We start from the raw sequence: 16,797 nt of genomic DNA, 5'->3' as shown, positions 1-16,797 counted from the left end.
ATTAATGAAAAACTTGGCTATTATAGAGGAATTTTTAGCAAAACGAAAACGTTTGCGTAAGTATGGTAATGGATAAAAGACGAATTCATTAAAAACGTGATGTTATGGATAAAAAAGAGAAAAAACGACCGCACTTTTGATTTATCATCGCTCAATGCTGAAATCAGGCTGTGCTAGCCTGCTGTATGTCGAACTGCCTTACCTTATTTCAAATTATTTATTAAAGGAAAAAATAGTGTCGTTGAGATCGTGATCTTGCAATGATAAAAATACCCAAGAATGAACATTTTTGAAATCAAATCCCTAATCCTTGACGAATAAGCTGTTCTTTTAACAATCCAAACTGATTTGTGGCGCGAAGTCCGATGCCGCGGGCGAGTTTTTTTAGTGGATTGTTGCCGGCAAAGAGATCTTTTAAGCCTTGCATTGCGATGAGCATTTTTACTGCTTCTGTTTTACGCGTACGTTCGTAGTAACGCAGATTGCGATATTCGCCGATGTCTAAACCTAATGCAACGTGTTTTTCAATTTCTTGGGCAAGCAGTAACGCATCTTGCAAGCCTAGGTTTACCCCTTGTCCTGCCAGTGGATGAATGGTGTGAGCTGCATCGCCAATTAAAGCGATACGCGGCTGCGCGAAGTTGCGTGCATAGCGCGCGGTGAGTGGAATCGCTTGACGTTCGCTTTGACATTCGCATAGCCCAAGCTGATTATCAAAAGCAATGCTTAGCTGTTTGTTGAATTGTGCAAGATTGCAATCTCGCAGTTGTTTAGCTTGCTCTGGTGGAAGTGACCACACAATAGAACAGAGATTTTCTTGATGTAACGGTAAGAATGCTAAAATGCTGTCGGGGGCAAAAATTTGTCTTGCGCAGTGTTGGTGTGGCTCTGCGGTTTTGACGTTGCAGACCAACGCATATTGCCCGTAATCACGGAAAATAAGCGGAATATTGGCTTTTTGCCGCAGCCAAGAATTTGCTCCATCTGCGCCCACAACTAATTTTCCCACTAACATTTGCCCATCAGTTAAGGTAAGAATCGCGCTGCTTTCGTTAATACCGATATTCTGAGCCGTCTCGGTGAAAATCTCGATATTCTCTTGTGCGTCCACTTGTTGCCAAAGGCTATGCTGAATGATCGGATTTTCCACAATATGCCCAAGGTGAGAAATACCTAACCCTTTGGTATCAAATTCAATTTTGGCAAAGCTATCTTTTTCCCACACAGACATTTTATCGTAAGCCGTTGCGCGCGTCGTTTGAATGGTTTGCCACGCATTGAGTTCTTGCAGAAAATGCTCACTGGCAAGGTTCAAGGCGCTCACACGATAAGCGATATGCGTGGAAGAAAAATGCGGCGGATGAGATTCGATTAGGGCGATGCGCATTGCGGTATGTTTTAATTTGGCGGCAAGTGCCAGCCCCACCATTCCACCACCGATAATAATGAGATCAAAATTTTTCATTGTGCTAACCACCCTAATGTCGGTTTGATAAAGTGTTGTTTGAGTAAATGAGATTGCGCCATTGCCATTAGCCCCAAATTTCGTCCAATTTGTAATGGCAATAATGTATTGGCAAAGAGCGAAACCAAGCCGTCCGTTAAGTTGATTAACTGCGTTTGATCCGCTTGGCGTGCTTTTTCATATTGCTTTAATAAGGCGTATGTGCCGAGATCTTGCCCTTGCATAAAGGCTTGGCTTAATAACTTGGCAAGGCAAATGACATCACGCATCCCCAGATTAAAGCCTTGTCCCGCAATGGGATGCAAGGTTTGTGCAGCATTACCGATCAGCGCAGTGCGGTGATGAATATGCTGGCTGGCTTGATATAACGCCAAAGGATACGCAAAACGCTTGCCGCATTGCTGCAATTTGCCGAGCCGCCAGCCGAAGTGTTGTTGCAAACGAGCAAGAAAGGCGTCGTCCGTTAGCCCCATTAAATATTGAGGATCTTTTACGCACCAGACTAAGGACATCAAATTATCTGTCATCGGTAATAATGCAAGCGGACCTTCCGCAGTGAAACGTTCAAACGCACGCTGTTGATGAGGCTGTTGCACTTGAAGATTGGTGATAATCGCCGTTTGTTGATAATCACGCACCTTGTTGATGGCAATGTTGGCTGATTTTGCCACCAAAGATTGAGTGCCATCCGCGCCGATAATAAGCTGACAAGATAAAGTGCGGTGGTTTTTTAGCGAAATTTTCACCCGCTCTTTATCAAACTGAATTTGTGCAATATCCATCGGGGAAAAATAATCAATGTTGTCATAGTGTTTGATTGCCGCAAGCAATATTTCGCCTATCGGCTGCAATGCAACCACTGCACCCAGTTGTTTTAACTGAAATTCATCGGCGTGAAATTCCACTAAGCCACTGTGTCCTTTATCAGAAACGTGAATATGCTCAATAGGGCAGGCAAGGGGAGACATTTGTTGCCATAATGATTGCGTATTAGGTAAAGTGAGCCAAGCAAGTTGTTGGCAAGTTCCCGCTGAAAGGGCAATGCAACGCGCATCAAAACCGCTTTGCTGATGCTGTTGCGGGGCTTGTTTTTCTAGTAACGCAATGCGCATTGTGCCTTGTGTTTGCGCACTTAAGGCTAAAGCGAGGGTGCAACCTGCCATTGCGCCGCCTACGATAATCACATCATAATGCTCAATTTGTTCCATTTCTGCCCCATTTTAATTTTACGCGTTCTGTGCCATCACTTGTTCGATTTCATCGATTTCTTTTGGTACGGCACTGGTTAGCACTTTGTTGCCATATTCTGTGATCACAATATCATCTTCAATACGAACGCCAATGCCTTTATATTGCTCAGGCACATCGGCATTGGTTGGAATATATAAGCCCGGCTCAACCGTTAGCACCATCCCCACTTCTAATGGGCGATCGCGTAATTTGCTGTCTGTTTTAAGGCTATAACGCCCCACATCGTGGACATCAATGCCAAGCCAATGACCTAAACCGTGCATATAAAAGGCTTTGTAGGCTTCCTCTGCAATCAGTTGTTCCACCTCGCCTTGCAAAATACCCAAACGTACCAAGCCTTCCACTTTAATGCGGATAACGTCTTGATTCACTTGCTGAATATTATTGCCTGCCACCAAAGATTTTATGGCGTGTTTTTGTGCATTTAGCACGATTTCATAAATATCTCGCTGGGCTTGGCTGAATTTGCCATTAACGGGATAAGTACGCGTAATATCGCCAGCATAGTAGGCAAATTCACAGCCTGCATCGACTAGCACTAATTCGCCCTCTTTCAAAGGCTGATCATTTTCATTGTAATGCAGAATACAAGCGTTATCGCCTCCTGCAACAATACAGTTAAAAGAAGGGAAACGTGCGCCAAAACGGTTAAATTCGTGCAGCAATTCTCCTTCAATTTCAAATTCTAAGCGGTTTGGACGCGTTTGTTTCATTGCGTGTAAATGCCCAAGGGCGGTAATTTGCCCTGCTTGTTGTAATAAGGCAATTTCATTCGCTGATTTGATTAAACGCATTTCATCTACATAGTCTGCCCAATTAAAAACTTGCGAAAATTGCACCGCACTTTCTTTAAGCCGCTGATTACCCCAAGGCTGAGAGACGGGGTTATGGTAAAGTGCGGTGAAATTTTTGCTGATTTTTTGCCATTGTGGCACAAAATCTTCAATACAATAGGCTTCGTCTAGGTTTAATTTAGCCGCGGCACTTTCCACGCCCAAGCGACGTCCGTTCCACGTTTCCATTAGAGGATCAGAAGGACGTAAAAACAATAGGGTGCGAGCGTGTTGTGCCGTTTTGGCTAATACCAAAATCGCATCAGGTTCATTAAAGCCGGTGAAATACCAAAAATAGCTGTCTTGGCGGAAGGGATAATGGTTGTCGTTGTTACGCACCTGTTCTTGTGCCGAGAAAATAATGGCTAAGGAATTATCCGCCATTTGTGCCAGCAATTTTTCACGCCGTTGGACAAATTCGTCAGCAGGGATTTGGGCTAAATAAGCAAGATCCATCGTCTTTCTCCTTAGTGTAATACGGTTTTTTGTTGAGCCTGATAAGGGCGATAATGGGCATAAAGCACCGCCACCAAGGTGCGGACATATTCCACCACTTGTTCTAAGGATTCCGCCAGTTCTTCAGGATCGTCATCTTCTTCATAAGCTAATACCGCAATATGTTGCAGATCATCTAACGCTTCACCAATTTCACCCGTTTCTTTATCCATTTGAGCTTGCACTAGCCCTAAACCGAGCAAAAAGTGGCTTGTCCATTCTGAAAGGGCATCAATTTCGTTAAACACATCGCCGTTTTCTGGCAAGAAAAGTTGAAAATTGAAGCTATCAATATCTTCTAGGTGATGCTGAATATCGTGGTAAAGTGCCGATATGTCTTTTAATAAAGCGGTAGGGTAGGCCTCACCATTATTGGTAAATTCATTCATAAAAATGGGCCATTTTTGCTCACTTGCCGCGCCACAAATTAAGCCAGTAAGCAAGCCGTGTAATTCGGCAGCAGTAACAGGAATGGTGGCTTGACGGAGTTTTTGGGCTAATTCGTCATAAGAGAGAATATCAGACATAATTTTTTCCTTTTGCTAAAGATAGGCGTAGTTTAGCACTGTTAGATTAAGCTAACCACAATCAGGCGGATTTTTATGACGAAAAATATTTGCTATGGCATAATAGCAAAAAATTTATTTTCACTGAGGATAAGTATGTCATCGCAAAGCATTGAATTATCTGTATTAGGACAGGTGTTACGTTTAAATTGTCAAGAAGATCAACACGATGCCTTACGCCAAGCTGCTCGCGCATTAGATCAACGAGTATCTGAAATGAAGGAACGCACAGGGATATTGCAATTAGAGAAAGTGCTTTCTATCGTGGCATTAAACCTAAGTTATGAACTTATCCAACAGCAGCAAGTTACGCAGAAAATTGAACAAGTCGTTAGCACACAAATCAGACAACTGGATAATTCTTTAGAAGGCATTTTGGCACAAAAAACCAATACTTGATGAAATAATATGATCTTAACCAAGAATTGGAAAAATTAAGCTAGTCAATACGACTAAATTGCGTTAGTATTACCACAAATTTAAAGATTACCTGAGATGTTCGCCAGTGGGTTACGTCCCTGAGCCGATACTTAACATCTTATGAATTGGTTTCCTATTGTTGGTGTGCAAGCTTACCTTGGCGCAAGCCCTGATGTAAGAAGCCTAAAAACGATAATGACTGATTCCCTTGAACCGTAGGGTTCAAGGACCGACCATCCACAACGGCATCTCGGGTTCTTCCGTCAATGCAATGAACCTTACAACCTGCAATCAACAGCGTCAAATTATTCGCCAACACATTCGTCAATTAAGACAATCTCTTAGCCCTGCTCAACAAAGCCTTGCTGAACAAAATATTACCCAACAAGCGCTTGATTTTATCACGCAAAAACAGGCTAAACATATTGGATTATACCTTTCTTTTGACGGAGAAATCTCAACCAAACTGCTTATTCAGAAATTGTGGCAACAAAACCTCTTTGTTTATCTTCCCGTATTACATCCTTTTGCAGCGAATCATTTGTTATTTCTCCGCTATCAATCAGATAGTCCATTACAAAAAAACAAATTTGGTATTTTAGAACCTAAATTAGATGTACGAAATGTGCTTCCAACCAATGCACTTGATATTCTTTTCACCCCACTTGTTGCCTTTGATAAACAAGGCAACCGTCTTGGAATGGGCGGTGGCTTTTATGACAGAACATTACAAAACTGGCAACAAAAAAACTTCCTTCCTATCGGCTTAGCTCACCAATGCCAACAAGTGGACGCATTACCCATAGAAAGTTGGGATATCCCCTTGTTTGGGGTGTTTGTGGGGTGATAAGTGGATAGCCCCCTAAAAGCGGTGCAATTTTTACGATTTTTTTCGTTTCGCTCTTGGATGTGCGGAATCATAAACCTGTGCTAAATGTTGGAAATCAAGGTGAGTATAGATTTGCGTGGTAGAGAGATTACTGTGTCCAAGCAATTCTTGTACCACGCGTAAATTGGAACTACTTTCAAGCATATGTGTGGCAAAAGAATGGCGCAATTTATGAGGGTTCAAATGGCTAGATAGCCCTTGCTTAATTCCCCACACTTCCATTCGCTTTTGAATAGAACGATGGCTCATTCGATTGCCTAATTGACTCACAAATAAAGCATCATCTTTTGGATTAAATAACAACCGCACTTTTAACCATTGTTGTAAGGCGTGAGAGGCATAACGACCGAAAGGCAAAATACGTTCTTTATTCCCTTTCCCAATGACACGTACCTCCCGCGCACGTGTGTTAATGCTATTTAGATTCAATCCTTGCAATTCAGATAAACGTAAACCTGAGCTATACATTAATTCCAACATCGCTTTATCGCGTAAATCTATTGGTTCTTTACTGTCGTTAGCTAATAATTGCTGAACCTGTTCATTATCCAAATTTTTTGGTAAATGTTTTCCTTGTTTAGGCGCAGAAACGCCAACCGCAGGATTGACAGCAAGCACGCCTTGCTGAACTAAATAACTCAAAAACTGACGCAATGCAGATAATCGTAAAGCCAAACTTTTTTCGTGTAAGCCTGCCTTTTTACTCTGCGCCAAGACAAACCGCACTATACTTGGTGTAATATCTTGCCATTGTGTTATCCCATTTTCCTGCAACATCGCCACCACCGCCTCAAGCTGACGCTGGTAATTACTCAATGTATGTGGGCTCACTTGCCGTTCAATACGCAGGTAGTTCCAGTAGGTGTTGAGGTGTTGTTGCATAGCTAGAAATGTAAGACAAAGAAAAATATCGTTATTCTAAAGTATCAATAAATTTTTACAAATTTATTCAGCAAAATTTCCATATAATGACCAACATCACCCTCTAGGTTTCAGTGCATATAACGCGGTGTTCGATATTTTTCTAGCGCATAAAGATCTTCATCAAAATCTGCGATTTTTTTACCCCGTTCCTGTTTCGAGTGTTTTTATGTCATAATAATGAAATAATTGCGGTGCTTAGCTAACAGGGGGCGATTAGAACGCATCAATGATGTAGTCTTTGTGTAACCAGCGCGATAGCCCTAAAAATTTGAAAAAATTACACCGCACTTTATCTCTCATTTTATAGCAAATTAAAGAGGCAATAATTTGCAGTGAACCAAACCGCATACATACAGAGATCACAACAATGAAAATTATTATTTTAGGTGCAGGGCAGGTAGGGACAACATTGGCAGCCAATTTGGTCAGTGAAGATAATGATATTACGCTTGTCGATAATGAAGCAGAACGTCTGCTTGCGTTACAAGATAAGCACGATTTGCGTGTCGTGAATGGGATTGCCTCATCACCAAGAGTCTTACGCGAGGCAGGCGCGGCGGATGCAGATTTAGTCGTGGCGGTAACTAATTCAGATGAAACCAATATGATTGCGTGCCAAGTGGCTTATACTTTGTTTAATACACCAACGAAAATTGCGCGTATTCGTAGTGCTGATTATTTGCGTGAGAAAAATAAATTATTTCAATCGGATGTTATCCCGATCGATCATATTATTTCTCCTGAAAAATTAGTAACTGATGAAATCGTTCGCTTGATTGCTTATCCCGGTGCGTTACAAGTTTCTCATTTTGCCGAAGGGCGGATTAGTATCGTGGTGGTGAAAGCCTATTATGGGGGACCTTTGGTGGGCTATGCCTTGTCGGTGTTGAAAGAACATTTGCCACATATTGATTGCCGTGTCGTGTCTATTTTGCGACAGGATAAAGTGATTCGCCCACAAGGATCAACCATTATTGAAGCGGGGGATGAAGTTACCTTTATTTGTGCCACAATTCATATTAAAGCCATTATGAGTGAATTACAGCGTCTAGAAAAACCTTATAAACGCATTATGATTATTGGTGGGGGGAATGTTGGAAGTGGGGTTGCAAAACGTTTGGAAGAGCAATGTTCAGTCAAATTGATCGAACGTAATCCTGAGCGAGCCACCGCTTTGGCTGAGCGTTTATCAAAAACCTTGGTTTTTTGCGGTGATGCCTCAGATCAATCCTTGCTATTTGAAGAGCACATAGAAAATATTGATGTTTTTCTTTCGCTCACCAGTGATGATGAGGCTAACATTATGTCTGCATTATTGGCAAAACGGCTTGGTGCGAAAAAGGCAATGGTACTGATTCAACGAATGGCATACATTAATTTATTGCAAGGAGGCACGTTAGACATTGTGGTTTCTCCTCAACAAGCCACGATTTCTGCGCTGTTGGGTCATATTCGTAAAGGTGATGTAGGCAATGTTGTTTCTTTACGTCATGGTGTTGCGGAGGCCTTAGAGATTATTGTGCATGGTGAGGCTAGCTCTTCTAATGTAATTGGACGCAAAATATCTGAAATTAAACTTCCTGCAGGCGCGATTATTGGTGCAATATTACGTGGCGAAGATGTGATGATTGCGAGAAAAGGGGTAGTGATTGAAGAAAATGATCGCATTGTGGTATATGTAAGTGATAAAAAATATATTCCAGAGGTAGAAAAATTATTCCAACCTAGTGCATTTTTTATCTAGAAATGAAAAAAGTACTGTACTTATTGGCTTTAGTTCATATAATAGCCGCCGCTGATTAATCCTTTCAGCCTTTATTTAGGAGTATTTTATGAGTTTTATGAAAGAGTTCCGCGAATTTGCAATGCGTGGAAATGTTGTAGATATGGCAGTCGGTGTGGTTATCGGTGGCGCATTTGGTAAAATTGTAAGTTCATTCGTGGGCGATGTGATTATGCCAGTATTAGGCTTATTCACTGGTGGCGTAGATTTCAAAGATTTACACCTTGTATTAAAAGAAGCGGTGGGCGATGTGCCAGCAGTAACATTAAATTACGGTGCATTTATCCAAAATGTTGTTGATTTCGTTATTATTGCATTTGCCATTTTCTTGGTTATCAAAGGCATCAACAAAATGAAGAAACCAGTAGAAGAAGCGCCAGCAGCACCTGCTGAACCTTCAAATGAAGAAAAATTACTTACTCAAATTCGTGATTTATTAGAAAAAAAATAGTGTGATAAAAATCTTCCGAAAGTGGAAGATTTTTTTTATCTTAAATTTGGATAACGTAGTAAAATAAGGACATATATTTACCTTACATATAAAAGGAGAAATCCAATGACTACCATTCCGCATATTGAAGATGCGCAAACAGAAACGCGTGAAATTATTCAGAATTTACTCAATGACGGTAGCGATCCGGAAGCACTTTATATTATTGAGCATCATATTTCTCATAATGATTTTGAACAATTAGAAAAAATTGCTGTTGATGTATTTAAGGCTGGCTATGAAGTGTCTGATGCAGAAGAGTGGGAAGAGGAAGAAACTGGCAAGATCTCTTATTCCTTTGATGCTATTAGCGAAATTGAATTAAAGGCTGAATTAATTGATGCACAACAAAAAGAATTATTTCCACTTATCGCTAAATTCAACGGCATTTATGACGGCTGGGGAACATATTTTGAAGATCCTAATGCTGAAGACGATGAATATGGCGAAGATGGTGAATTTTTTGATGATGAAGAATAACATTGCACAAAATTTTTAAAAATCACACCGCACTTTATTTGTAAGAAAATGATAGATTAAACTCAGGCAAGTTAAAAATGGATTGCGTTCCATATTCTATTAAACGCAATCCATTTAATTTTAACTATCTACCTTTCTTTACATCGTTACATAAAATAAGTCAGTTAATATCGTGAAAAATTATCCCCATATTGTACAGATTAGATTATCAGCACCCTTGTTGGTGGCGTGTAAGGATAATTTAAACTTCTTGTCGACATATAACGCTTTATTCCCCATATATGTCTTATAAAATTAAGCTTATGATAAACAAGCTACATTATTTTATACTTTAAGGTCTCGCTTATTTTTCGTAAAGCCCGCATACGATGAAATAACACATTATTGAAAATAATAAAACCAAACAGTTACATCAGTGATTACAAAACCTATGGTAATACCAAAATAAAGTTGGAAATAATAAGAAAGTTTTACTTAGAATAAACTCTGACTATAAAAGATGAATGCTTAATTGGTGGGCGATACCGGTCTCGAACCAGTGACCCCCTCCTTGTAAGGGAGGTGCTCTCCCAACTGAGCTAATCGCCCGATAGAATGCTATTTCTAGCTATCGGATTTAACTTTGCAAAAGCTAAATGGGAACTTAAACTTGAGTGGTGGGCGATACCGGTCTCGAACCAGTGACCCCCTCCTTGTAAGGGAGGTGCTCTCCCAACTGAGCTAATCGCCCACGTGAGTTTAAGCATTACAACACAAGTCCTTAAAAAAGTGGTGGGCGATACCGGTCTCGAACCAGTGACCCCCTCCTTGTAAGGGAGGTGCTCTCCCAACTGAGCTAATCGCCCTTGTGTTGTGGGTTGGCATTATAAGTATTCTCAACATACAGTCAATACATTTTTAGTTATTTTTGTCTAAGTGTTGTAAAAATAGACATAAATTTTCTTTTTTTATCGTGAATTCGGATAACTCATAGTACAATACCGCCGATTTAATTTTTTCTATCGAACAAGGTTATAAAATGAAAGCTGAACCCTTATTTACTTTAGATCCCTCTGTGAAAGTTCGTACTCGCTTTGCTCCTAGCCCAACGGGTTATCTGCACGTTGGAGGAGCAAGAACGGCATTATATTCTTGGTTATTTGCAAAACATAACCAAGGTGAATTTGTATTACGCATCGAAGATACTGATTTAGAACGTTCTACACCTGAAGCAACACAAGCAATTTTAGAAGGAATGGAATGGTTAAATTTAGCTTGGGAGCATGGGCCATATTACCAAACAAAACGCTTTGATCGTTATAATCAAGTCATTGATCAAATGCTTGAGCAAGGTTTGGCTTATCGTTGTTATTGCTCTAAAGAACGTTTAGAACATTTACGCAGTGAGCAAGAGAAAAATAAAGAAAAACCACGTTATGATGGGTATTGCTTACATCACGCACCTGAGAATCCCGATGCACCTCACGTTGTACGTTTCAAAAACCCACAAGAAGGTTCTGTCGTATTTGATGATGCGGTGCGTGGACGTATTGAAATTAGCAATCGCGAACTTGATGATTTAATTATCCGCCGTACCGATGGTTCACCAACCTATAACTTCTGTGTTGTGATTGATGACTGGGATATGGGTATCACACACGTTGTGCGTGGTGAAGATCATATTAATAACACCCCGCGTCAAATTAACATATTAAAAGCATTAGGCGCGCCAATTCCAACTTATGCACACGTTTCTATGATTTTAGGTGATGATGGACAAAAATTATCAAAACGCCACGGGGCAGTGAGTGTTATGCAATATCGTGATGATGGTTTTTTACCGGAAGCCTTACTCAATTATTTGGTGCGTTTAGGTTGGGGGCATGGCGATCAAGAAATTTTCTCTGTAGAAGAAATGATCAAGCTGTTTGAATTAACTCAAGTGAGTAAATCTGCAAGTGCATTCAATACGGAAAAACTCTTGTGGCTAAATCATCACTATATTCGTGAATTACCACCAGAATATGTTGCTAAACACCTTGCTTGGCATTATCAACAGCAAGGCATTGATACCACCAATGGTCCTGCATTAAGTGATATTGTCGTTATGCTTGGTGAGCGTTGTAAAACATTGAAAGAAATGGCAAGTGCAAGCCGTTACTTCTTTGAAGAGTTTGATCATTTTGATGAAAGTGCGGTGAAAAAACACTTTAAATCTGGTGCAATTGATGCACTTGAAAAAGTAAAAGAAAAATTAACCGCACTTCCTCAATGGACAGCCGAACCAATTCACCAAGCCATTGAGCAAACGGCGGAAGCGTTGGGGGTAGGAATGGGGAAAGTGGGTATGCCATTACGTGTTGCCGTTACAGGAGCAGGACAATCCCCTTCAATGGATATCACCCTTGTGGGTATCGGTCGCGAACGTTCATTGGCACGTATTCAAAAAGCCATCGATTTTATTCAAGCACAAAACGCTTAATATTTAATCTAGCGAATGAATGCAACAAATTTAATATTGACAGCATTCATTCTGCTAATTATCATAGCTCAGCATTAAGGGGATATAGCTCAGTTGGGAGAGCGCTTGAATGGCATTCAAGAGGTCGTCGGTTCGATCCCGATTATCTCCACCAGATTTCTTAATCTTATCAATAAGTTATCGTTGATAAGATTTTTTTATATCTAGTGTTGTGCCAATTTTGTGCCAAAAAGCTGAACATTGTTAACGTGGCTATGTAAATGTTCAACAGATAGATGTGCATATTTTCGGACAGTATCTGTTTTGCTCCAGCCGCCAAGTTCTTGTAATACATATAAAGGTGTTCCAGACATAATATGCCTTGTAGCCCAAGTATGCCTTAAGTCGTGGAATCGGAAATCCTTTATGCCTGCGCGACTTAAAGCATTACGAAATGCTTTTGTATTTGCTATTCTTACTGGCTTACCTTTATAAGTAAACACGTTTTCTTTGTGTTTACCAAACTGTGTTATAATAACTTCAATGGCTTTATCGTTGAGCGGGATGCCAATGCTATTTCCCGTCTTTGACTCATCTGAATTTACCCAAGCAAGTTTTTTCGGCAAATCAATTTGCGACCACTTTAATTGAGTTATGTTTGACATCCTTAACCCCGTTAAAATTGCAAATTGTACGATGGCTTTTAAATGCTCTGGCAATTCTTGCATTAACCTCATTTCTTCGCTTTCCGTCAGCCAGCGAATGCGTCGCTTAGGTTCGGGCAAGAGTTTTATTGCGGGGCATTTATCTAGCCAATCCCATTCAACTGCAGCTCTGAGTATCACTCTAATCTGTTGCAAAATAGCGTTAATAGTCCGATTTTTAACGCCCTCTTTTGCTTTTTCAGTTTGAATAAACTTGATCAGATTACGGTCGATCTCATTTAGTTTTTTATTCCCAAGATACCGATCAAGCCAACGCAATCCATAAATCATATTACGATCTTGTTTACGTTTCGGCTTTTCTTCAAGCCATTGAACAACAGCCTCTTGCCAGTAGTATTCTGGACGCTCACCGAGTTTAAATACTCGCCAACATTCATTGTATTCTTTGGAGGCTAATTGCGTTGCTAGGTTTTTGTCGGTAGTCCGAGAGCTTCGGCGTACCCGATCACCTGTTGGTGAGGTGTACGAGTAATGCCAGATTTCGCCTCTCTTCTTGAGAGAGATGAGTTGACGTGACATAAATTCTCCTTATGCCCCATCTCTTGTTCGGGGCGATTTTGACTATTTTTTACAAAAAACTCAAGCTCTTTAGGATCAAATTTCCAATGCTTACCGACTTTATAAGCAGGTATTTCTTGTCTAGCGGCTTTTTCTCTTACGGTTACTTTGTGCATATTAAGGATCTCTGCTGCTCTGGTTGTGTCTACAAATTCCATATTCCCTCCAATAAAAAGCCCCGACTAGCGGGGCGTGATTTATTTATCATATACTGCCACAAGCAATTTATCTAGTGATGTAATAGTCAGCTTATCGGTATAAATATCATCGTCGTTTTCTGGGGCTTTTTCTAGTTCGAAAGTCCAATTTGGTAGATTTTCTCCATTATGAGTTATTCGCCATATGCCATCAATGAAATCAAGATCGACGATAACGCTTTCACCTCTTTTATTTGAAACAATCAGACCTTTGTCAGAATTGATATTGTCAAATTCTAGCCTCAAGTCTCCGTCAACCTCAATAAGATCATCAGAGTAACCTGTAATTTCAATTTTCATTGTTTTCTCCTATTATGTGGGTAATTTAAAAAATAAAAGCCAATGGGTTTTGTTAGCTTTTCCTGATTTGTGTCCGATCAAAGGTTGATAACCGATAGCTTTTATGATTTCGCTAACAGGGATTTGCGTTTCGTTCCATTTAAAAACAAGCGTGCCGTTGTCGTCTAATACGCGCATACATTCATCAAAGCCTTTTTTGAGTTGGGTTTGCCAATCTTGATTAAGTCGGCCATACTTTTTTACTAGCCACGCATTATCACCGCCAATTTTCAAATGCGGTGGGTCAAAGATGACAAGTTTGAAAGATTTGTCAGGATAAGGCATATCAGTAAAATCGTGGATAACATCAGGATTTATCTCAAGTTTGCGGATCTTATCTCTATCTTTCATTATGGTTTCAATTTGTCTGTTATCCGCAAACAAAACATTCGGATTTTGCTTGTCAAACCAAAACATACGGCTACCACAACAGGCGTCTAAAATAGGTTTCTGCATAATTTATTCCAAATAAAAAAGCCCACAATAAAAATTGTAGGCTTTCTTGAATATTTATTGATTTTGTTAGTTAACTAACTTATAATATCCTTGTTTTCAGCAATACTGCTGGAAACGAGCCGGTGAAGACCTTTAATCACACCGACTTTTGGAGGGATAACCAATGCTTTATCGCATTATCCTAGTTATCATTCTCTTAGTAATCAGCCTGCCAGCGTACTAATTGAATGTAACTAAGTAGGGGGAGAAATCTCCCTACTCTTCAAAACCAAATTCTAAGGACTAATTATGGCATTGTCAAGAAGTGAGATTGTTAAGCGCAGTGAAGAAAAGCACGGTATTAAGCTGAAAGGGTTTAAACTACCCCTTACTACTATTGCGAAAATTGAACAATTAAGCAAACAACTTGATATTCCGCAAAATCAGTTGATTATTCAAGCGGTTGAGTTGTTTGAGCAAGCTCACACTTAAAAGTAAGCCCTCAACTGAGGGCGTTTGTCTAAAAATTGTCTAGATTTTGTCTAGGGTTGTCTAAATTAGACGAGTTAAAATGGGATTGGATCGTTTTCAAAATCTGCACTAGGTACATTGTTTACAGATGGTTGCTGTGACTGTCCGTAAGACTGATGTTGTGCCGCATAGCCTTGTTGATTGCTTTGCTTATTGCGGTCATCACGATCTTTCATATGCTCGGTGAGGTATTGAATGCGTTCTGCCGGGCGGTTTTCAAGACGTTCCGCAAGCGTTTTTCGGTCATTAGCAAAAAACGGGCAAACAATGTTGAGGCTATAAGTTTCTGAGCCGTCTTGTTTTAGACGCAAGACCTTTTGCAGGAATAGTCCAATATATTTGCCTGCTAGTTCTGGGGCAAAGGCTTTATTACCTTCAAAACGTTGGGTAAGTTGTTGCACGTTGGTACACCCCATAATGGCTTGGATCATATTTTGCCCACCTTGTAACGGTTGGCCGTCCTTATCTTGGTAATAAACAGAAATATAATTACCCTTTAAGCCGTCTTGAGTTTCGACACTAAATTCAAGGGAAAGTGTACCTTTTTGTGATTGTACATATTCAGCAGAAAGAATTTTGCAGAGATATGCCCCTGTTTCACTAATGTATTGGGCGCTTCCAGCTTTAACAGCTTGTTCTTGGTTGTAAGTAAAAATTGGTTGTTGGTTCATTGGTTATTCTCCTGTGGTTGGGTGATTTCTGGTTGTTCGGTTGGCGTTTCAATGCCCCAATAGTCGCAAATGGCGTCATCAACGAGCTTCAAATCATTGTCGATATAATGATTTTCAAATAATCCCATTGGGCTTTTTACGGTGTCTGCTCCGTTATTTTGTGTTGCGAAAGTATAACGCCCATCAGATACATTGGTGCGTAAACAAATGGTAACAATGCCCTCTAATGTAATTTTTTCATCAAGCATTTTCCCGATGGTTTTGATTTTGGTTCGTCCTACATCATCGCTTTGCGTGTGAGAAAGGATATAAACCCGTTTATGCGGGGCGAGCTTGCCTGCTAAGTCAAAAATCTGCCACGCGTGCAATCCAATTTCGGTGAATTTGTCATACCCCTTGTCTTTTGCGCGTCGCATAAATTCATTAGCCATTAAGTATTGGAAATCATCAATTACGATAATTTCGCGCTTTGTTTTTTTGCATAATATTGCAAATTTGATCGGCGTTATCGCTAATAAACACATTTCCTGTTGGGCAACTTTGGCTAAAATATTGCCAATCTTTGCTTCTAAATGGTAAGGGTTTTGAGATGACTTGAATAAGTAGCGTTTTGGTGGGATCTAAATTCCGTAAACTGGTACTTTTTCCTGTACCGCTTTCGCCGAGGATTAGGGTTGCAATACTCATTTTTTGAACTCCTATTTAATGCTTAACACTTGGCTATCAACTAATCTCGCGCCCATCACACTTTCACCACGTTTCAACGCTTCTTTAATGGCGGATTTGTTTGGGGTAATTTTGATGGTTACAAGGTTCTCATCAAGGTTATTGGCGAGGAATAAATTTTCGTCAATTTCCACCGCGCTTTGTTTTCGCTCACCGTAGGCAATTTTGAAGAGAGGGCTTTCAATTTTGAAAATACCGGTCTTTTGCATATTGTATTTAAGGTAGTTTTTCACTTCCTCAATACGGTTTTGACGGGCTTTTTTCATCGCACTAAGCCGTTTTATTTCCGCATCAAGCAAGTCAATATCGCCCTCCACCCGTTTAATGGCTTTAATGGTGTTGATGGCTTTGTTGTTAAACTCATCTTCTACGGCATCAAGTGCGGCGATAATATCGCTATCTTCTGCGAATTCTGGGTTAGCTAATAGTTCTGCTACGTTGTTGTAGCTGTCTGCGATTTCGTAAAGTTTCATTGTGCGTTTCCTTTGTTTTATCTAAATTTAACCAACTTATTTCTGAGCTATGTGTGCGTATAACACCTGTTTGAATATCTTCCCAGTCAGGTTGTTTATCAACATT

The 16,797-nt window shown here is 40.2% G+C and carries 20 protein-coding genes, 4 tRNA genes and 1 other RNA gene; 9 read left to right on the top strand and 16 right to left on the bottom strand.

The features are described 5' to 3' along the window. Positions 1–295: 295 nt before the first annotated feature. From L5B83_RS03150 to L5B83_RS03135, 4 genes are read right to left on the bottom strand one after another with little or no spacing between them, the layout of a single operon-like run. Positions 296–1,465, bottom strand: coding sequence for an FAD-dependent monooxygenase (locus tag L5B83_RS03150; RefSeq protein WP_265777551.1), 1,170 nt, complete (start codon positions 1,463–1,465; stop codon positions 296–298). Continuing rightward, the gene (ubiH, locus tag L5B83_RS03145; protein WP_265777550.1) at positions 1,462–2,673 is read right to left on the bottom strand and encodes a 2-octaprenyl-6-methoxyphenyl hydroxylase; all 1,212 of its coding nucleotides are present in this window, start codon (positions 2,671–2,673) and stop codon (positions 1,462–1,464) included. The genes L5B83_RS03150 and ubiH overlap by 4 nt, the downstream gene beginning before the upstream one ends. Positions 2,674–2,691: 18 nt before the next feature. Next, complete coding sequence (gene pepP, locus L5B83_RS03140; protein WP_250350991.1) at positions 2,692–4,005, bottom strand: Xaa-Pro aminopeptidase; 1,314 nt, start codon at positions 4,003–4,005, stop codon at positions 2,692–2,694. Positions 4,006–4,016: 11 nt separating this feature from the next. Next, on the bottom strand, positions 4,017–4,562 hold the full coding sequence (locus L5B83_RS03135; RefSeq protein WP_250351606.1) for a UPF0149 family protein: 546 nt from the start codon (positions 4,560–4,562) through the stop codon (positions 4,017–4,019). A gap of 144 nt (positions 4,563–4,706) precedes the next feature. On the opposite strand from L5B83_RS03135, the gene L5B83_RS03130 reads away from it, so the two are divergent. From L5B83_RS03130 to L5B83_RS03120, 3 genes are all read left to right on the top strand, one after another. Continuing rightward, complete coding sequence (locus L5B83_RS03130; protein WP_250350990.1) at positions 4,707–5,009, top strand: cell division protein ZapA; 303 nt, start codon at positions 4,707–4,709, stop codon at positions 5,007–5,009. An 85-nt stretch (positions 5,010–5,094) separates the two neighbouring features. After that, positions 5,095–5,291, top strand: a non-coding RNA gene (ssrS, locus tag L5B83_RS03125) — 6S RNA. Positions 5,292–5,301: 10 nt separating this feature from the next. Further along, complete coding sequence (locus L5B83_RS03120; protein WP_265777549.1) at positions 5,302–5,877, top strand: 5-formyltetrahydrofolate cyclo-ligase; 576 nt, start codon at positions 5,302–5,304, stop codon at positions 5,875–5,877. Positions 5,878–5,910: 33 nt separating this feature from the next. Here L5B83_RS03120 and xerC read toward each other — a convergent pair whose 3' ends face one another. Further along, positions 5,911–6,801: a tyrosine recombinase XerC gene (gene xerC, locus L5B83_RS03115; protein ID WP_250350988.1), complete on the bottom strand. Its 891-nt coding sequence runs from the start codon at positions 6,799–6,801 to the stop codon at positions 5,911–5,913. Positions 6,802–7,210: 409 nt separating this feature from the next. Here xerC and trkA point away from each other — a divergent pair, with 409 nt between their 5' ends. The 3 genes from trkA to rraB all read left to right on the top strand — a co-directional run bounded on the left by trkA (position 7,211) and on the right by rraB (position 9,596). Beyond that, on the top strand, positions 7,211–8,587 hold the full coding sequence (trkA, locus tag L5B83_RS03110; protein WP_326938358.1) for a Trk system potassium transporter TrkA: 1,377 nt from the start codon (positions 7,211–7,213) through the stop codon (positions 8,585–8,587). A gap of 88 nt (positions 8,588–8,675) precedes the next feature. After that, positions 8,676–9,077 (top strand): large-conductance mechanosensitive channel protein MscL, encoded by a 402-nt coding sequence (mscL, locus tag L5B83_RS03105; RefSeq protein WP_265777548.1) that lies wholly within the window; start codon positions 8,676–8,678, stop codon positions 9,075–9,077. A 105-nt stretch (positions 9,078–9,182) separates the two neighbouring features. Further along, positions 9,183–9,596 (top strand): ribonuclease E inhibitor RraB, encoded by a 414-nt coding sequence (rraB, locus tag L5B83_RS03100; RefSeq protein ID WP_265777547.1) that lies wholly within the window; start codon positions 9,183–9,185, stop codon positions 9,594–9,596. 512 nt (positions 9,597–10,108) lie between these two features. Here the strand turns inward: rraB and L5B83_RS03095 are convergent. The 3 genes from L5B83_RS03095 to L5B83_RS03085 form a co-directional block, all read right to left on the bottom strand. Next, positions 10,109–10,184: transfer RNA gene (locus L5B83_RS03095), tRNA-Val, on the bottom strand. 66 nt (positions 10,185–10,250) lie between these two features. Beyond that, positions 10,251–10,326, bottom strand: a tRNA-Val gene (locus L5B83_RS03090). Positions 10,327–10,365: 39 nt separating this feature from the next. Next, positions 10,366–10,441: transfer RNA gene (locus tag L5B83_RS03085), tRNA-Val, on the bottom strand. Positions 10,442–10,614: 173 nt separating this feature from the next. Between L5B83_RS03085 and gltX the strand changes: the two genes are divergently transcribed. Both gltX and L5B83_RS03075 read left to right on the top strand, forming a co-directional pair. Beyond that, the gene (gene gltX / locus L5B83_RS03080) at positions 10,615–12,057 is read left to right on the top strand and encodes a glutamate--tRNA ligase (RefSeq protein WP_265777546.1); all 1,443 of its coding nucleotides are present in this window, start codon (positions 10,615–10,617) and stop codon (positions 12,055–12,057) included. Positions 12,058–12,135: 78 nt separating this feature from the next. Further along, a tRNA-Ala gene (locus L5B83_RS03075) sits at positions 12,136–12,211 on the top strand. A 49-nt stretch (positions 12,212–12,260) separates the two neighbouring features. On the opposite strand, the gene L5B83_RS03070 is transcribed toward L5B83_RS03075, so the two are convergent. The 4 genes from L5B83_RS03070 to L5B83_RS03055 are packed head-to-tail and all read right to left on the bottom strand — an operon-like array spanning position 12,261 to position 14,311. Then, positions 12,261–13,280, bottom strand: a complete 1,020-nt coding sequence (locus L5B83_RS03070; RefSeq protein WP_265777545.1) for a tyrosine-type recombinase/integrase — start codon at positions 13,278–13,280, stop codon at positions 12,261–12,263. Beyond that, on the bottom strand, positions 13,166–13,477 hold the full coding sequence (locus L5B83_RS03065) for a helix-turn-helix domain-containing protein (protein ID WP_265777544.1): 312 nt from the start codon (positions 13,475–13,477) through the stop codon (positions 13,166–13,168). Before L5B83_RS03065 ends, L5B83_RS03070 begins: the two co-directional genes overlap by 115 nt. Before the next feature lie 39 nt (positions 13,478–13,516). Next, positions 13,517–13,816 carry a hypothetical protein gene (locus L5B83_RS03060; protein ID WP_265777543.1) on the bottom strand — a complete coding sequence of 100 codons (300 nt, stop codon included), beginning with the start codon at positions 13,814–13,816 and terminating at the stop codon, positions 13,517–13,519. A 12-nt stretch (positions 13,817–13,828) separates the two neighbouring features. Beyond that, positions 13,829–14,311, bottom strand: coding sequence for a class I SAM-dependent methyltransferase (locus L5B83_RS03055; protein ID WP_265777542.1), 483 nt, complete (start codon positions 14,309–14,311; stop codon positions 13,829–13,831). A gap of 288 nt (positions 14,312–14,599) precedes the next feature. Here L5B83_RS03055 and L5B83_RS03050 point away from each other — a divergent pair, with 288 nt between their 5' ends. Continuing rightward, positions 14,600–14,782, top strand: a complete 183-nt coding sequence (locus L5B83_RS03050) for a ribbon-helix-helix protein, CopG family (RefSeq protein ID WP_265777541.1) — start codon at positions 14,600–14,602, stop codon at positions 14,780–14,782. A 74-nt stretch (positions 14,783–14,856) separates the two neighbouring features. Here L5B83_RS03050 and L5B83_RS03045 read toward each other — a convergent pair whose 3' ends face one another. Genes L5B83_RS03045 through L5B83_RS03030 form a run of 4 tightly spaced genes read right to left on the bottom strand, consistent with a single transcriptional unit; the run spans position 14,857 to position 16,691 of the window. Further along, positions 14,857–15,492 carry a hypothetical protein gene (locus L5B83_RS03045; protein WP_265777540.1) on the bottom strand — a complete coding sequence of 212 codons (636 nt, stop codon included), beginning with the start codon at positions 15,490–15,492 and terminating at the stop codon, positions 14,857–14,859. After that, positions 15,489–15,908: a hypothetical protein gene (locus L5B83_RS03040; protein WP_265777539.1), complete on the bottom strand. Its 420-nt coding sequence runs from the start codon at positions 15,906–15,908 to the stop codon at positions 15,489–15,491. The genes L5B83_RS03045 and L5B83_RS03040 overlap by 4 nt, the downstream gene beginning before the upstream one ends. Positions 15,909–15,939: 31 nt before the next feature. Beyond that, positions 15,940–16,179 (bottom strand): hypothetical protein, encoded by a 240-nt coding sequence (locus tag L5B83_RS03035; RefSeq protein ID WP_265777538.1) that lies wholly within the window; start codon positions 16,177–16,179, stop codon positions 15,940–15,942. A gap of 11 nt (positions 16,180–16,190) precedes the next feature. Then, a complete protein-coding gene (locus L5B83_RS03030; RefSeq protein WP_265777537.1) occupies positions 16,191–16,691 on the bottom strand; it encodes a siphovirus Gp157 family protein in 501 nt (166 codons plus the stop codon). Positions 16,692–16,797: the final 106 nt, after the last annotated feature.

This window comes from Avibacterium sp. 21-599, assembly GCF_026226765.1.
GTDB lineage: Bacteria > Pseudomonadota > Gammaproteobacteria > Enterobacterales > Pasteurellaceae > Avibacterium.
This window is presented reverse-complemented; position numbering and strand designations above follow the sequence as displayed.

Excerpts from the sequence above, each read along its gene's own strand:
- L5B83_RS03150 (WP_265777551.1), bottom strand. The coding sequence starts at position 1,465 with ATGAAAAATTTTGATCTCATTATTATCGGTGGTGGAATGGTGGGGCTG.
- ubiH (WP_265777550.1), bottom strand. The coding sequence starts at position 2,673 with ATGGAACAAATTGAGCATTATGATGTGATTATCGTAGGCGGCGCAATG.
- pepP (WP_250350991.1), bottom strand. The coding sequence starts at position 4,005 with ATGGATCTTGCTTATTTAGCCCAAATCCCTGCTGACGAATTTGTCCAA.
- L5B83_RS03130 (WP_250350990.1), top strand. The coding sequence starts at position 4,707 with ATGTCATCGCAAAGCATTGAATTATCTGTATTAGGACAGGTGTTACGT.
- L5B83_RS03120 (WP_265777549.1), top strand. The coding sequence starts at position 5,302 with ATGAACCTTACAACCTGCAATCAACAGCGTCAAATTATTCGCCAACAC.
- xerC (WP_250350988.1), bottom strand. The coding sequence starts at position 6,801 with ATGCAACAACACCTCAACACCTACTGGAACTACCTGCGTATTGAACGG.
- trkA (WP_326938358.1), top strand. The coding sequence starts at position 7,211 with ATGAAAATTATTATTTTAGGTGCAGGGCAGGTAGGGACAACATTGGCA.
- mscL (WP_265777548.1), top strand. The coding sequence starts at position 8,676 with ATGAGTTTTATGAAAGAGTTCCGCGAATTTGCAATGCGTGGAAATGTT.
- rraB (WP_265777547.1), top strand. The coding sequence starts at position 9,183 with ATGACTACCATTCCGCATATTGAAGATGCGCAAACAGAAACGCGTGAA.
- gltX (WP_265777546.1), top strand. The coding sequence starts at position 10,615 with ATGAAAGCTGAACCCTTATTTACTTTAGATCCCTCTGTGAAAGTTCGT.
- L5B83_RS03070 (WP_265777545.1), bottom strand. The coding sequence starts at position 13,280 with ATGTCACGTCAACTCATCTCTCTCAAGAAGAGAGGCGAAATCTGGCAT.
- L5B83_RS03065 (WP_265777544.1), bottom strand. The coding sequence starts at position 13,477 with ATGGAATTTGTAGACACAACCAGAGCAGCAGAGATCCTTAATATGCAC.
- L5B83_RS03060 (WP_265777543.1), bottom strand. The coding sequence starts at position 13,816 with ATGAAAATTGAAATTACAGGTTACTCTGATGATCTTATTGAGGTTGAC.
- L5B83_RS03055 (WP_265777542.1), bottom strand. The coding sequence starts at position 14,311 with ATGCAGAAACCTATTTTAGACGCCTGTTGTGGTAGCCGTATGTTTTGG.
- L5B83_RS03050 (WP_265777541.1), top strand. The coding sequence starts at position 14,600 with ATGGCATTGTCAAGAAGTGAGATTGTTAAGCGCAGTGAAGAAAAGCAC.
- L5B83_RS03045 (WP_265777540.1), bottom strand. The coding sequence starts at position 15,492 with ATGAACCAACAACCAATTTTTACTTACAACCAAGAACAAGCTGTTAAA.
- L5B83_RS03040 (WP_265777539.1), bottom strand. The coding sequence starts at position 15,908 with ATGCGACGCGCAAAAGACAAGGGGTATGACAAATTCACCGAAATTGGA.
- L5B83_RS03035 (WP_265777538.1), bottom strand. The coding sequence starts at position 16,179 with ATGAGTATTGCAACCCTAATCCTCGGCGAAAGCGGTACAGGAAAAAGT.
- L5B83_RS03030 (WP_265777537.1), bottom strand. The coding sequence starts at position 16,691 with ATGAAACTTTACGAAATCGCAGACAGCTACAACAACGTAGCAGAACTA.